We start from the raw sequence: 15,114 nt of genomic DNA, 5'->3' as shown, positions 1-15,114 counted from the left end.
TTGCTCAACTCAACAAACGGCACCTCCGTGCGAGCGAAGGTTGACGCGAAACGTTTGATCGTCCCGGACCTCTAAGATACTCCAATCGCGAATGAATTATCTCACAAGACCAATGTCTTTTTCATTCGCTCCTTTTTTCTCCGTCAGCTCCTCGGAGGCGAGACTTGTTTGACTTCGATTGGTCACCCAAAGATCAATTGGAGTATCGGGCGAAGTCGAAAGCAACATGTCGAAGTCTTTGAAATAGTGAAGCCGATTGTGTGAACTTTTGCCCGCGACGATGGCTCCCATTTCGCGTTCGCTGGCGATGTCCCAGAATCGAATGAGCCCTTCTTCGCTAGTCGTGGCGACCGTCTGGTCATTGTCTAGGAACTGACAATCGCTCGGCCTTTGAACGTGGCCTCGCAACACGGCGATCGTTTCCCCTTCAGGAATCGAACGGACCTCGATCAATCGATTGGCTCGAATGATCGCCATTTGCTTGCCACGCGAATCAATCGCGACGCGATGATAGTGGTCCGCTGCGGTTTGAGCTTCTTCGTAAAGGCTCGCAGACATTCCCTCAATTTGACAAAGTGCCCTGTCCGTCACGACCAAAAGCGAATGATCCATTGGCATCGGAAGGATCGCTTTGGCATTGTCAGACGGAAGTTTGATCACACCAGCCAATGAATAGTCTGGAACCTTGTAGACAATCACTTCATCCGTGTAGACAACGTAAAGTCGATCTTCCTGGTACTGCATGCCGCGGCAGGACCGTTCCAGATCAGGACTGGGGACGGTCTTCACAAGCCTGGTCGACTTGACGTCGTAGATCTTCAGTTCTTTATCCGAGCATAACGCGATCACCGAAGCGTCTTCATTGACAGCAAGCTCAATCGATTCTTTTCGAGAGAATTGCGTGATAACCGACATACCATGCAAATTTATCCGCGGATTGTAGTGACCGATTCTCCCACTTGTGAGTGCAAGAAACACGTCCGATGAACCTTGGTGAGGCGTCGCAATCGCCATGGTTCGTGTGTTCCGGTATGCAACATCCTGATGGCTTGGCCGAATCGGCATTTTCTCTTCGGTTTCCCAAAGAACCACCTTGCCATCTTCGGCCGCAGTGACAAAACGCGGCGTCGTCGCTTGCTCCGGCAAAGCGACGATGTCGTAGATCCGGCCGTTCGCGGCAGGAACAACCAATGGTCGGAACAACTGGTTGGCATGGTCTCGGTCTCTCAACCGCCAAACATAGACCGACCCTTCATCGGTTCCTGAATAGACCAAGCTCCCATCACCGCTGATTGCAACGCAACGGAACGTGGCACTGAACGAATCTAATTCGACAAACGGAGCTGACTGCCCAAAGTCAGAAACAGAAAGAGCACCATACCCTTGTGCCACAATTCGGAAAGCTTTCTCCTTCCCTTGCGGCTGAGAGAAAGCGAATTGCGCCACCGTCACGTCGGTGGGAATGACAGTGTGCTCGCCGGTTTCCAAATCCAACACGCGCAGTTCACGTTGCGGTTCGCGTTCATACACATAAACCAACCGATGGCTATCTTCGAGGAATGCCAAAGATTCATTCCGAGTCGTCGCGTCCAGTGATTTGACAACCTTGCCGTCCATATCGTGGACCTGCACCTGTCGATATCGATCCGCCGTCGCGATCAATTTGCCATCCGATGAAAAGGTTCCCGACTCCATCGAATGCCAGTGTCCCAGTAACCCCAAGACCTCCTCGCCGGTATCAATTCGGTAGACCTTGATTGGACAAAACCCAATGGACTCGTTCAGCCCAGTTAGAAAGAACTGATTGTCAGGGCTGATGGCAATGCAATCGAGCCGCCCCGGCAATTGGTACTGGTGCAATCGTTGGTTTGTCTGCAGGTCCACCACGTGAACTGAGCCGTCTTCACCAGCAGACACCAGCAGCTTCCCATCATTGGAAACAGCTATCCCGGTGGCCGGCGAATCATGCTGAGTCAGCAAGGTCGAAGATGGCGGAGAGGCGAGGTAATTTAAAAGTTCAAACGCAAATCGATTGGTCCCAAAAGGAGATGCTTGCGTCCGGTGCTTATCAACCAACTGCTTGGTTGTGAAAAGGTTGTTGGCCGAAAAAGCGTTGAACGCGAGCGACATGTCCGAGATAAATAGCTGATTGCTCAGCTCCGCCTCGCGGGCTTCCAACTGCAAATTCGAAGCGATCAGATCATCGTTGCTCTTTTCAAGTTGTTCATTGATCAGAACCAATTGGCCCGAGTAAATCGCTTGCATGCTCAAGACAGCGACAATCGTGGCGACCACACCGATGAAGGACGCCAACGCAACCATCGGATTTCGCTGGCTCCATCGGAACAAACGTTCGCTCCAACGTGGCATTCTCGCATTGACGGTCTTGCCAGCCGCGAAACGTCGCAGGTCTTCGGCGAAATCCGCCGCGGTCGGATATCGGCCTTCGGGCGAGCGTGCCATCGCTTTGCAAATGACCGCTTCCAATGCGACGGGCAAATCATTGCGCAGACTGCGAGGCGTCGCCAAACTTCCGTTTGCGACGTTGACCAACACCTGTTCCCGGTTGCCACTGAACGGACGATGCAACGTTGCCCATTCGTAAAGGGTCGCTCCCAAACTGTAGACGTCCGATCGACGCGTCACCTCGGAGTGAGATCCAATGGTCTGCTCGGGGCTCATGTAAGCCGGCGTTCCAACCAGATCACCGGTCATCGTCAATGCGGTTTGATCGTCTTCCAAAAACGCCAACCCAAAGTCCATCAACCACAACTTGCCATCGCGATCGATGATCAAGTTCGACGGCTTCACATCGCGATGAATCACCTTGTTTGCGTGAGCACTGTGCAACGCCTCAGCAACATCAGCGATGGCGTTTGCAATGAACTCGTATGATTTCCCGCTGTCATCGGGCGTTACCAATGCATGCGAGAGAATGGCCGTGTCGGTCTGAGAATCAACTCCTGAGCGTTCCGCATCATCGATTCCACGCTGTTCGAGAATCAAATCCGCGAGGGTCTGACCGTCGACAAACCGCATCGCCAAATAGGGCGAGCCATTGTCGTCACCGGCATCCAATAGCGGCACGATGTGATCATGGTCCAACGTTTGGATCAGATTTGCTTCACGTTCAAACCGACGTCGAAAACGTGGGTTGTCCGCTACATGGTGTCGCAACACCTTCAGTGCGACTTCCTGATGCGTTTCTGTGTGCCGAGCCAAATAGACTTCGCCCATCCCGCCGGTGCCGAGCGTTCGGACGATTTGATAGTCGCCGATGTGTTTGGCAACGATTTCAGCGGAGATCGAAGAACGAACTTCGGTTGGATCTTCGTTGGGGCGTGGCACGAATTTTGGAGCCAGTCAAAGACTCGAATGGGAAGCAGCAACAATGGTATCAAACGTCGCATCGCATCCTAGTCTGTTCACCAGGTTTTCGCCGAGAAAGCAGCCTCGTTCGAGGCAGTTCTACGATTCCGATTTACCAAACGCTCGGAATCCGGCTCACCCACTGTCGACCACGGTATCTATAGGGTTGGAAAGGGCGACAATTGGAGTGCAGGCGAAAACGGCGATCGCAACGTCACAGACTTTCGGGCCAATTCTGGTAGCAAATCGGGCGCACAAAACGATCCAAACTGGCATGACCGACCGATGTGCTGCGACCGTCAAGACTGGCAGGAAACGGACCACCGTGCTGCGTCGCTGCCCCAATCTCCATTCCGGTCGGCCAGCCATTGAGAATGATTCGGCCGGCAAAACGCTCGGATACCTTGAGCCAGTCGATTGCGAAATCATTATCAGACGTTTCGGTGTGCAACGTCGTGGTCAACGACCCATGAAATTCGCCCGCAACCCGCAACATTGTCTCTTCGTCTGGACACCGCACCAAGACCGAAACCGGGCCGAACGTTTCGCTGTGCAGCCAACCGTCGCGAATCGCTGTTTCAGCGCTCATTGCAAACCAGTGAGCCCCGCGATGCCACGGGCCTTCGCCATCCAATCCTTCCGCAACAAACAACTGTTCCACGTCGGCGGCGGATTGCAGCTGCTCAATACCGCGGTCAAATGCATCCGCCACGGGACCGCTCAGCATGGGCAAGTTCGGTTGTTTGGCGAATGTCTTGCAAGTCGCCTCGACGAACGCGTCGGCATCCGCCTCATGAACAATCACCACACCCGGTTTGGTGCACATGTGACCGTTGCCAAACCTCAGCGAAGCAGCAAAACCTTCGGCGATCGTTCCAACCCGTGCGGCCATCGCATCTCGGCCAATGAACACCGGGTTGGTGCTGCCGAGTTCTGCGAAAATGGGAATGGGGTTTTCGCGTTCCAAGACCGCCTTGGCGAGAGCCCGCCCGCCTTGTGGACTGCCGGTGAAACCGACCGCGGAAATGGCGGGATGCGAAATCAAGCGGATCGACGTTTCCGGACTCCTCCCGTGAAAAAGATCAAACGTCCCCGCGGGGAACCCCATCCGCTTCACCACCTCTTTGACCGTGTCACCCAGCAACTCGCAGGTGCCCGGGTGGCTGGGGTGAGATTTCACGATCACCGGATTGCCAGTCGCGATCGCAGAAACGAAATCGTTCCCGACGACTGAGATCGCCAGTGGGAAGTTGCAGGCACCAAACACGGCGATTGGTCCCACGGGGACAAATCGCCGTGTCATCCGTGGTTTGGGAAACGGTTTTCGAGCCGGATCCGCGGGCTCGGATGTCACTCGATCCCAAGGACGCTCCACTGCCAATCGAGCAAACAAATCCAATTGCCCGGTCGCTCGATCAAACTCGCCTTCCACGCGAGCGTTGATGTAGCCCGTCTCCAGCTCGCAACGAGCGACGATCTCTGATCGGCGTGATCGAACTTCCGCCGCCACCGCCGACAGAAACTCACTCAGCTGTTCAGGCGACAATTCGCGAAGTTCCAACGCGGCGTCCGCGGCACGCTCGCACGCGGCGTCAATTTGGTTCGCAGGCGCCTCCGCAAATTCGCCAGGAAGCAGCTCGCCGTTCGCGGCACAGGTGGCTTGGAAACAATCCATGATCACATTCGTTAAAGAAGGCTATCGTTTTCGAAGCACAAACAGAGCGTCGGTCAGGTCGTCATCCATTTCTCGCTGCTCTTTGATCTCGTAATCAAAGTCATGGACGCCGACGATTTCAAACACGTCGCTGACGGACTCCAGCATTTTGAAGGCTTGGGCGGGAGTGTAAAGCCGCAACGGGAACTCGCTGCGAACTCGCTCGACGGTTCCGTTCTTTCGAGTTGCCTTGATAGACACCCGAAGAGTTTCACGCCGCTTTTGTCTTTGAAAATCAATGACCTTCAGTGTGACGCTGATGTTGGTCCCGCCGTGGGAAGCTTTCCATCGTTCGATGCAGTCCGGGTCGGCGTCCAAAGGAATGCAGTGAAACCCGAGCACATAGATCCCACCATCACGCAACGATTCCGCGACGGATCGCAAATGAGCGGTCGCCGACGCTTCGTCCATCATGTGTCGAAACGTGTTGAACGTGCAAAACGCGGCATCCACAGCGGGCGAACAAACATGCGTGGTCATGTCACCGTTGATGAGCTCGGCAGACAATTTTCGACGTTGCAATCGACGCCGCAGATAGGCGAGCATTGCGTCGTTGTTATCCAAACCGACGACGTCATACCCGCGGGCTGCTGAGGCGGCCACCAAACGACCGCTGCCACATCCGGGTTCATACACTCGCGAAACGGTTCCGGTCGCGTATCGCTGGTACGCTTCGTCAAGGAATGCCATTTCGATTGCCGTTTCGTCACGAAACACCATGTCAAAGTACTGAGGACGGTCGTACCAATCGATCGTCGCGGTCGAGGCAGGCTTTCGTGCCTTTGACGCTCGAGTCTCTTTCGCGGAATTGCTCTTCACTGAGTTTTTCTTCGGCGAACGTGGGGATTCGGTGCTCTTTGTCACGGGGCGAATCGAGGGGGCATGAGGTGAATTCGTCAGAGATGGATGAAATTTTCTTCAGACCCTGCGGTCTGGGTGACGACTGTAACGATTAGACGGCTTGTCCGCATTCTCCCACTTGTTCCGCCAAGGAAACTTCGACCATGTCTTCGGTTGAACACTCTTTTCACGTGCCTCCATTCCCACCCTTCCCCAGCGCGGAGCGATACGTTCCAGTTGGCTCGCAGGACGAGGCACTGCAGCGAATCCAACGTGCAATTGAAGCCTGGGAAGCAATTTCGCTGGTCATCGGCCCGCCCGGTGTCGGCAAATCGATGCTGTGCCAACTGTTGCTCAAGCAATTCTCCGGTCGCCGCGAAGTCGTGGTGTTTGGCGACGCGATGCTGGACAACCCACTGTTGTTCCAACGACACCTGCTGACTCGCCTCAACCGGGTTCAGGGAATTCACTCGACGCCGCTGGCGCCCAACGAAGACCCTCAGTTTGCCTTGGTCGAGCGACTTGCTCGCAGCACCTCGGAATTCCCCGGCTTGTTGTTGCTGGTTGATGAAGCTCAAGCGTTGACGCCGGAAGTCCTGGAAACCATCCGCATCATCACCAACACGATGAGCGAAGGCCAACCTCGCGTCAGCGCTGTTCTGATGGGCGGTCCAAAGTTGGACGAGACCCTGGCATTGCCATCGCTGGAAGCTCTCGTGCAACGCGTCGCGACTCGATGCTACCTGCACCCGCTCAATGGCGACGAAGCACAAACCTATGTGCGCCGCGTCATCGAAAACTGCGGATCGAACCCGAGCGAAGCGATCACCAACGAAGCGATTCGTGCGATCCACCAGGCTTGCAGCGGAACGCCTCGCTTGATCAACCAAATGATGACCGCGGCGATCGACTGTGCCGCATCACTCAATCAAAGCATCATCGACAACAAAATCGTCGATCGCGCTTGGGCGATGTTGCAACAACTGCCCAGCCCCGTCATGGAAGAACCAGAAATGGCTGCTCCAAGTGCGGAAGTATCCAACGTTGAATTTGGTGCTCTCGACGATTCGACGTGGAATGACTCCGCTTCGGAAGACCAACCAGCCACCGCGTCGTTCGAGTTCGAAGAATCCAACGACCACGGCCGCCGCTGGAACGACCAGCCTTTGCCAGAAGAAGACGAAACTCCCGTCGCGACGGCGGCCCCCCAGTGCGACATCCAAGCTTGCAGCACATCCGAGTGCGAAGACCAAGCCTGCCAAAGCACTGGCCAGTGCCAAAGCGAGAAGGCGGAAGCCGAACTAAACGAGCTCAAATCTGCTGAATCGAACGAGCAAATGATCGACGAGCAACTCGTTTGCGAAGAAGCCACCGCGCAGTGCGACGCATCCGCTGGCGATATTGAATTTGGTTCGTTGAGCATCGACTGCCAGTCCTACGAAGGTGACTACGAAATGGTCTCCGACGTGATCGGTTCGGCTCTGGCCGCTGAATTGCCTGAAACAAGCGACGCGGAAGAACTGGTCGAGACACCAATCGCAGCCACGCCAACGGCGGATCAATTGTTTGGCGAGTTTGATGACGAAGAAGAAATCAAACCCACCGCTGATTCGTTGACCGCAACGGCCGAGTCAATCGCCGAGCATGACGAAGTGGCCTCCGACCTGGAAACCTCGCTGCATGAGGAGATCCTTAGCATGCGTGGTGCAGCCAACTCGCCACTGGCGTTGGTCGGCGATGAAGCCAACTGCTCAGACGAGATCTGCGACGAGGAAGACATGGGTGCCATGCAAAACCAATCCGCCATGGCAGCCTCGGCTCCCGTGTTATGGATGGAAGAAGATGGCGATGACATTGCCGTCAACCATGACGACCGAGACATGCTGGTCATCGAAGACGACGTGCAAGTCGAAACGGCAGCACTACACAACGAATCCGCGGACTTGTCCGCCGGACGTCCTGTTGCCGTCGACTTCCAAGCGATGTTGGCCAAGATGCGTTCGCCACAATCTTGATCACCCGAATGTATTGATTGCATCAGCCGTCCAGCCTGAGCCACGGCTGATGCATACGCCACCCGGCAAACCCACGGTTGAACCGACCCTATATCAGCCGCCCGGCGTTAGCCGCGGTGAATGAGTCACCACATCAGCCGACGGGCCTTAGCCCAATGGCAATTACTTTACAAATTCACCCTCCCCCTGGGAGGGTCGAGCGAAGCGAGGGGAGGGCTGCACACCGGGTTTTAGGTTCGCCCTCCCCGGCCCGAAGCGGGCGACCCTCCCTGAGGGAGGGTGAAGTAAGTGCCAATTGGCGTTAGCCCCGATTAAACACAACATCGCACTAGCCGACGCACGTCAGCCCCGGTTCCGACACCACTGAACCACCGCCGGCCCAAATAAACCCCACGACGATCGCACCTGCCTCGTCACCCCACCCACTCATCCAATGTCGACGACTCGCATTCCCGAGTCGTCTAATTTCACCGCGATGGCAACGAGATCCGTCTCGAATCCAACGCGGTTTGTTGATCAAGCTTGAATCATTTCTCGGGCTTTGAATCCCAACGTGGTCAATGTTCAAACCGGATCAAACTTTGCGAACTTTGCTCCATCGAACCGTTGAACAAGCCGTTCGATACGGCAAGACGTTGGTCTTGGTCACGCCAGACGAACTGCGACTTCAGCCGGCCTTCTTTGTGGCGTTGGGTCATGCTTGGCGAGAAGCCAACGCGTCACATCAATCGGAATCGGGCGAGCGATCCGCGATGCCTCGTCTGCGTGTGGATTGGTGTGCACCGGCGAAGGGCGTTGGGTGGAGCACCTTGCAAAACAAATGGCACGTTCGTCGTTGCGAACGGACACTTCAGCGAGAACGATTGACCGATTGCGTTCAGCTTTCGCAGTGTCTGCTGATCGGCAAAGCATCGCAGCACTCTTCAACGATCGTGCTGGGCATCACCTCCGAAGCGACTGAACTTCCCGAATGGACCACCGCGGTCCCGATGCAACGCTGACATCGCCGTACGATCGATCCAATGTGGCGTATCGCCATCGTTGGTGTCTGAGCGGGTTCCAGCTATCATTCGCGAGCATTCTCTTCCTCGCCTCGCATATTCGCTGAATCGTTCATGCCCACGCAGTGCCTCATCAGCTTCGGATCGAACCTGGGTGACCGCCGCGTCGTGATCGCCGAAGCGGCACGTCGGGTGGCTGAGTCGGGTGTCATCGCCGAACCTTGTACAGATCTTTCTGGCGGTTCCGCCGAAGAACCTGTTCAACGACTTCGAACCAGCCGGCTATTCGAAACCCCACCAATCGGCGGCCCCGGCGGTCAATCACCGTTTCTGAACGCGGTCGCCGCGTTTGCGACAGAAGCGTCTGCGGCGGAAGTCTTGGACGTGCTGCAACATCTCGAGATCGACCTGGGCCGCAAGCGTTTGATTCGCTGGGGCGCCCGCGTGATCGACTTGGACGTTGTCCTTCACGGTCGCCTAGCAGGTTCCGCCAGCACAGCTGGGCGCCGCGGTCTGATCGGCGGTCGCGGGCCGGCCGGTTCGGCGAAAGCATTGGTCGTTCCGCATCCTCGATACACCGCCCGACGATTCGTCTTGGAACCGGCTTGCGATGTCGCCGCCGACTTCTGCGACCCGCGTTTTGGTTGGACAATTCGGGACCTGCGAGATCATATCGCTGCGGACGTGCCATCCATCGCTTTGGTGGGCGGAGATTCAAAGCTTCGACAAATCATTTGCCAGCGTTTGTCTTCCGAACACGGAATCGCGGTCATCGATCCAAATCGCCCCGATGCGGCAAAGGGTTTGCAGCAATGGGTCGCGGCCGATCCGCCATTGGCACTGCGTGATTCCAAGGAGATTGACCAAGACACTTCGCCGACGTCGCAGTGTCTGCCCAGGTTGCTCGCTCGAATCCAGCACACAACCGAGAAAGATCGATGGCCGGCACCGCATCAAATTTGGCCCGCCGGATGGAAGTGGCCCGAATACCGATTGGAAGTTGACGACCTGGATTGGGCCATCGGCGAGCTCGCCTCCGCGATGGATTCCATGCGATGCGAGATCCACCCCACCACGGACGACGGCCGCTGGTGGTGAGTCACCAGTGCCGAACAACTGTCCCTAATTGTTCCGTCTGAGCACGACGCACCGCCGAGCAGTCCTCCACCCCCAACCTTCTCTCCCACCCGCACCTAACCGCCGAATGGTTTCGCCCACCGCGTAAACAGTTGGGAACAACTGTTCTATGCTGAGCCTGTCTACATGTTTCGGTCAAACCAGATCTCATAATTTTCCGCGCGACCGGCCCCCCACTTCCGCTCGCTATAGGGAATGCGTCCAACCCCGGGTTCACTGAACTCGCCTTGGTCCATTTTATCGTCGGTCCATAAGACCGCGATAGCTTGATCCTCTTCCTGCGATCCATCATCGGCTCGGTATCCTAGGCGTTCTCCGGTGCTGAGTGTCCAATCACGATCGTCCGCTCCCGCCGATCGCAACGAGTCCAACGATCGAGGAAAACGTCCGTTCTCAACTTGGTATTTCCGCATATAGATAGCCGTCAGCGTCCATTTGGTGGAATCGCGAAAATTGTCATTCTGCTGAATTCCGTATGCGCTCGAGATATCCCAGTCCTGTCGCATCCAGCGATTCAGCGTTGCGAAGGGCACGGATACGAAGCTACGTGACCCATCGATGATTGCTTGTTCCGTCTTTCGTTTCTGTTGAGCGCTATTGCGATCACGTCGTCCGCCACGATCGGATTCAGTGGCGTCGCGCGGCTGCATCCATTCCAGAGCCGCCATCGCATGAATCGCCGATGCTCCGAACGGTTGTATAGATCGCAGGTCAGGATCGGTGAATCGAACCCAGGACCCCTTATCCTGCAGCGGATCCCAAGCCACAAAGCCCGACAACAGAGATTCATTCCATTCGTCGAGATCGGGGCCCCGGATTTCGTTCGTCAAAGCAACGAGTTCAGTGAGTTGTTCCTCATTCCAGAATGCATGAGTGACCGATTGGCGAACCAGGCGAAGCCAACGCTTCGACAAACTCCATTGCGACCAGGCCTGGAACCCGTTCGATTGCCCAAGCAGTTCAATGAACTGGCTCCATTGTCGCACCAGCGTAATGGCACGTTCCGTGTCGCCGGAGTGATATGCCATTTGAAACTCGTCCTCCAGGAGCTCCGGGATGGCGCCGTAGTTGCTGCCTGACATCCACAGGCGACGCGAAGAAAACGTTACTTCGCCGGGGATTGGAGCGTCACTTTTCAGCAGGTCTTCGAGCTTTTGAATGAGCGGCTGAGCTTCTTTGCTCATCAGTGCAGCGAACGGTTCGGCTGGCCAGGATTCATCTGGCGGTACGAGGTCATCCAGTCCTTCCACCGAGTCACGCGACATTTCTCGCAATGCAGTCACGGCATCAAATAGCTCGGTCCATTCCGCTGATTGCTCGTCTGTTTCTGCGGCGGTGTACCGATCGTAAATTTGGGTGGTGGTGATGGGGACACCGCTGTCGGCCATTTCGTTGACCACGGAACGGTATTCGCCCTTGGCCCAGTACTCTCGCCCCACACCCCAGGCGATCGCCAGGACAACTAGGATCGGTGGGCACCACATCCAGAGGCGATATCGAAAATCAGATGCTCGTTGGCTCATTGGACTTCCTCCTCAGTGGGGACATTCAATTCGGAATCTGTCTCGATCTCGCCCTGTGTTTTGGCTTGCGAACGCTGCCAAATTTCCTGCCCTTCCGTCTCCCAGGGTTCAAACCAGCTGACCGCGGGATAACCATAGAACCGACGAGGATGCAGAGTGTTTTTCGCGGAGCTCGCATTGTCGCTGTAGGGCCCGGTTTCAAAGTCGCCACCGGGCCGCCCCAGCAATTCATGCAGTGCTCGGAACTCGGGTTCCAGATCGCCGCCGACCTTTTGCTTCTCCAAAATTTGCAAGCACTGATCCACCACTGCGCCGAAACCTTTTTGCACAATGGCCGCTCGCCAATTCGCTGGAACACGAGCAAACCAATCGTCATTTGCACTCACGCCATACCATTGGCCGGGTTCCGACAGTTCGAGATCCAGGTGCCAGCTCACCAGCAATGCCCGCCGGCGAGCCGATTGTCGGTCGTCAAACGCTGCGACTTGTTCCGCCGCCCGCTGAAAAAACGGCTCCGACTGAAGCGGCTGCATGGCTTCGCCCGATAGATTGGTGACCAGCCACTCTTCCACATAGTCGGCCATCTCTTGGTCGAACCAGCGGCCGCTCAGTCGCAACCGTTGGGCGGCCGTGGTCAATCGATCAACGAAAGCGGCGAACTGCTCTTTTGAAGTCTCATTTGGATTCTGCTTCCATCGCAGCTTGGCGAGTGAAGCCATCTCCAAGCTGTTTTGAATGATCCAGGTGTCGGCCCTCAGCGGTATGTCGTCTTGATTTCCGATCACCATCCAGGTGTCCGGCGACGTGTAGTCTCGCTGATGGAACCGTTGCACTGCGGTTTCGCCATCCACATCTCCCAGCGCGCTTGAGAAGTCGTCGCGAAGATCAAGATCGCCCATCCGCATCGAGGCAAAGTTCGTGGAGTTCCCTTTGCTAAGCCTTCTTGCTTCCGGCAACAGTTCCGCGACGCGTTCTTCGGGCATGCCCGGGAACTGTGATTTCGCAATCCAGACGGGGATGCTTGGCAAGATGGAGAATAGCAAGGCTGCGACCACCATCGTCGACCAGTACTTCCAACCTCGTCTTCCATCCATAAAGTCTCGCATCGTCCACCAGGTGGCCACAAATGGAAGCGTCGTGATCAGGAGCAACCACCCCAGCCGAACGCCGTTGCCCACCCCCGCGATGGATAGCATCAGTAGCGCGAGCAGTGATAGCACCGGAGCCAGGAACGCAGACGCCGCCAACATCGGCACGACTTGGCTGGTCCATTGTGACACGCCATACACGATGGCAAACACTGCCAATAGCGTGAACAAAGACACCTCAAACATCAAAGGCTGTTCGTTTGAATGATAGCTTTGCGGTGTCCCCAAAAAGGACTGGATGCCCACGATCAACAGCGTGATTGCCGAGAGCAAGCTGACCGCAAACCAGTGCCTGCCCACCCAAGCCCGCCAGGGAGCGACACCCCGATCCGCCAAAAACTTCAGTCGTGTCGCGGAGCCGTCGCCCGCAAAGACCGCGACCCCCAACCAAGACACCGCTAGCAACGCCAACCCAATGGAAACCTGAATCAACACCATGGTCCAATCGGATGGCGTGCCGATGTGATTCGTCAGGACCAACCATGCCATCGCACCAGCCAGCAATGGGATGCTCAACCCAATCGACATCCAAGGCGAACCGTGAACGTTTTGCCAAACCAGCGAAGCAAGCGAATCGCGAAAAGGCATCGCTGTTGGTACCGGGGCATCCGGTGGTCGCCAAGCGTCTGCCGAGGACAATGTGTTTCGAGTGGGGAGAACCTCCGGCTCATCGGCTTGCAAATCCCTGAGCCCTGCTCGGTAGGCGAACCAACCTATGATCGGAATCGCTGCCAACGTCACCAGGCTCATCACCCAGGTCTTCTGTGTCACGTTGGTGTACTGAATGGACGAAGAATGCGGCAGCGCGAACCAGATCTCGGCGAATAGAAACGGCAGCAGAGCCAGCGGAATGATCCACACCAATGCTGGGAACGCATTCTTGTTTCGCCACGCCGTGTAAAAACCACAAAGCAGCACATAAACCGAATGAAGAAACCAAAAGGCAGGATGGATTTGTCGCCACTCTGACAGTTCACCCACACCACCGCTGTCCAGCCCGGCGACCAAGCTCAGGAGGCCGCAACCAAGCCACATTGCAATCAGTCCCGCGAAAGCGACCGCCAATTTCGTCATGACAATCGGCCGCGTTGGAATCGGAAGCGACGCCAGCCAACGCAGTGAACGCGTTTCCTTTTCGTGGCTGATCAGAATCGCACCGGCTCCCGCGGCAAACAACGCGGGCATGATCATCGGGACAATGTCGCCTGCGGCACGAAGTGTGATGTTCAGTTGCTGGGAGGTAGACGCCCAAATGAAGATCAGGAAGGCAGAAACCGCGAACAGCATTCCAATCAGCGGAATGATCTGCTTCGCCTCCTTCCAAAACAGTCCTTGCCAGATTCGTGTTTTGTTCATGATCGCTCTCCCGTACTGAGCACTTCCGAATCGGACTGCGAACCGCCGCCCTCGGGATCATCTGACTGGCGAGATGACACATGGGACCCCTCCGGCGGATCCGCCGGCCGGAAGAAACCTTTTCGAGTGTGGGCGATGAAGATCTCCTCCAGTGACATCGCTCGCTCGCGGACCCCGGTGACTCCTTCGGCTGATTCGATGTGCGGGATCATGGATGGGTCGAAGTGGCGAACCAGCACCCGGCGTTGGCGACCTTGGTTTTCTTCCAGTAGCGTTTGGGCTGGCTCGGGAAGCGTCGGGAGTTCCACCAACGGATCGTCCAGCGAGACGGTCAGTTCGGTCATCGATCCCTTCAGATCGTTGAGTGGTTCGCAGGCTTGAAGTTTGCCGTTGTGCAGGATTCCGATCGTGTCGGCGACCCGTTCGACTTCGTTGATTTGATGACTGGAAAGGAACACGGTTCGGCCCGACGCGGCCCGACCAATCATGCTTTCCAGGAACTCACGACGAACCATTGGGTCCAAACCAGACGTCGGTTCGTCCAGGATCAAAAGTTCGGGATCGTGCGCCAGAGCCAACGACAAAGCGATCTTGGCTCGTTGGCCTTTGCTGAGCACCCGAATTTTGCGGTCCTCGGGGATCTCGTACTTCGCAACCGATTCGCGGTAGGCTTCGTAGAACCCATCCGGGTAGAACGAGGCCGTGAACCAGCCGATTTGACCGACCGTCATCCAGTCGTACAGGGCGGGATTGTCTGAGACGTAACCGACCCGGCGACGGACTTCCAGTGGTTGTTTCAGCGGATCGAAATCGCAAACGGAGGCCGAACCAGACGTCGGTTTCTGGAACCCGGTGAGGATTCGAATCAGAGTCGTCTTGCCGGCTCCGTTTTCGCCCAGCAACGCAAACACGGTTCCGGGCAGGATGTTGAGATCCACGCCCAGCAGTGCGTCGCAGCCTCGAAAACGCATGGTCAGTTGATCGGTCGAGATGACGGGGTTCATGATGACG

The 15,114-nt window shown here is 56.3% G+C and carries 9 protein-coding genes; 3 read left to right on the top strand and 6 right to left on the bottom strand.

Features of this window, described 5'->3' with window-relative positions; genetic code table 11:
- Window positions 1–96: 96 nt before the first annotated feature.
- The 3 genes from RB_RS03685 to RB_RS03675 all read right to left on the bottom strand — a co-directional run bounded on the left by RB_RS03685 (window position 97) and on the right by RB_RS03675 (window position 5,947).
- Entirely contained in the window at window positions 97–3,348 is a 3,252-nt protein-coding gene (locus tag RB_RS03685; protein ID WP_011118567.1) for a serine/threonine-protein kinase, read from the bottom strand.
- A 235-nt stretch (window positions 3,349–3,583) separates the two neighbouring features.
- Complete coding sequence (locus tag RB_RS03680) at window positions 3,584–5,050, bottom strand: aldehyde dehydrogenase (NADP(+)) (RefSeq protein WP_011118566.1); 1,467 nt, start codon at window positions 5,048–5,050, stop codon at window positions 3,584–3,586.
- Window positions 5,051–5,065: 15 nt separating this feature from the next.
- Window positions 5,066–5,947, bottom strand: coding sequence for a class I SAM-dependent methyltransferase (locus tag RB_RS03675; protein WP_011118565.1), 882 nt, complete (start codon window positions 5,945–5,947; stop codon window positions 5,066–5,068).
- A gap of 140 nt (window positions 5,948–6,087) precedes the next feature.
- Between RB_RS03675 and RB_RS03670 the strand changes: the two genes are divergently transcribed.
- From RB_RS03670 to folK, 3 genes are all read left to right on the top strand, one after another.
- On the top strand, window positions 6,088–7,938 hold the full coding sequence (locus RB_RS03670) for an ExeA family protein (RefSeq protein WP_011118564.1): 1,851 nt from the start codon (window positions 6,088–6,090) through the stop codon (window positions 7,936–7,938).
- A 581-nt stretch (window positions 7,939–8,519) separates the two neighbouring features.
- The gene (locus tag RB_RS03665; protein WP_231846181.1) at window positions 8,520–8,939 is read left to right on the top strand and encodes a hypothetical protein; all 420 of its coding nucleotides are present in this window, start codon (window positions 8,520–8,522) and stop codon (window positions 8,937–8,939) included.
- A 114-nt stretch (window positions 8,940–9,053) separates the two neighbouring features.
- Window positions 9,054–10,037, top strand: a complete 984-nt coding sequence (gene folK / locus RB_RS03660; protein WP_011118559.1) for a 2-amino-4-hydroxy-6-hydroxymethyldihydropteridine diphosphokinase — start codon at window positions 9,054–9,056, stop codon at window positions 10,035–10,037.
- Window positions 10,038–10,198: 161 nt separating this feature from the next.
- On the opposite strand, the gene RB_RS03655 is transcribed toward folK, so the two are convergent.
- From RB_RS03655 to RB_RS03645, 3 genes are read right to left on the bottom strand one after another with little or no spacing between them, the layout of a single operon-like run.
- The gene (locus RB_RS03655) at window positions 10,199–11,599 is read right to left on the bottom strand and encodes a hypothetical protein (protein ID WP_011118557.1); all 1,401 of its coding nucleotides are present in this window, start codon (window positions 11,597–11,599) and stop codon (window positions 10,199–10,201) included.
- On the bottom strand, window positions 11,596–14,103 hold the full coding sequence (locus tag RB_RS03650) for an ABC transporter permease (protein WP_011118556.1): 2,508 nt from the start codon (window positions 14,101–14,103) through the stop codon (window positions 11,596–11,598). Before RB_RS03650 ends, RB_RS03655 begins: the two co-directional genes overlap by 4 nt.
- Window positions 14,100–15,107, bottom strand: coding sequence for an ABC transporter ATP-binding protein (locus tag RB_RS03645; RefSeq protein WP_011118555.1), 1,008 nt, complete (start codon window positions 15,105–15,107; stop codon window positions 14,100–14,102). Before RB_RS03645 ends, RB_RS03650 begins: the two co-directional genes overlap by 4 nt.
- Between the last annotated feature and the right edge of the window lie 7 nt (window positions 15,108–15,114).

This window comes from Rhodopirellula baltica SH 1, assembly GCF_000196115.1.
Taxonomy (GTDB): Bacteria; Planctomycetota; Planctomycetia; order Pirellulales; family Pirellulaceae; genus Rhodopirellula; species Rhodopirellula baltica.
Note: the sequence above shows the minus strand (reverse complement) of the source record. Positions and strands in the feature narration are given on the sequence as shown.

Excerpts from the sequence above, each read along its gene's own strand:
- RB_RS03655 (WP_011118557.1), bottom strand. The coding sequence starts at position 11,599 with ATGAGCCAACGAGCATCTGATTTTCGATATCGCCTCTGGATGTGGTGC.
- folK (WP_011118559.1), top strand. The coding sequence starts at position 9,054 with ATGCCCACGCAGTGCCTCATCAGCTTCGGATCGAACCTGGGTGACCGC.
- RB_RS03670 (WP_011118564.1), top strand. The coding sequence starts at position 6,088 with ATGTCTTCGGTTGAACACTCTTTTCACGTGCCTCCATTCCCACCCTTC.
- RB_RS03650 (WP_011118556.1), bottom strand. The coding sequence starts at position 14,103 with ATGAACAAAACACGAATCTGGCAAGGACTGTTTTGGAAGGAGGCGAAG.
- RB_RS03645 (WP_011118555.1), bottom strand. The coding sequence starts at position 15,107 with ATGAACCCCGTCATCTCGACCGATCAACTGACCATGCGTTTTCGAGGC.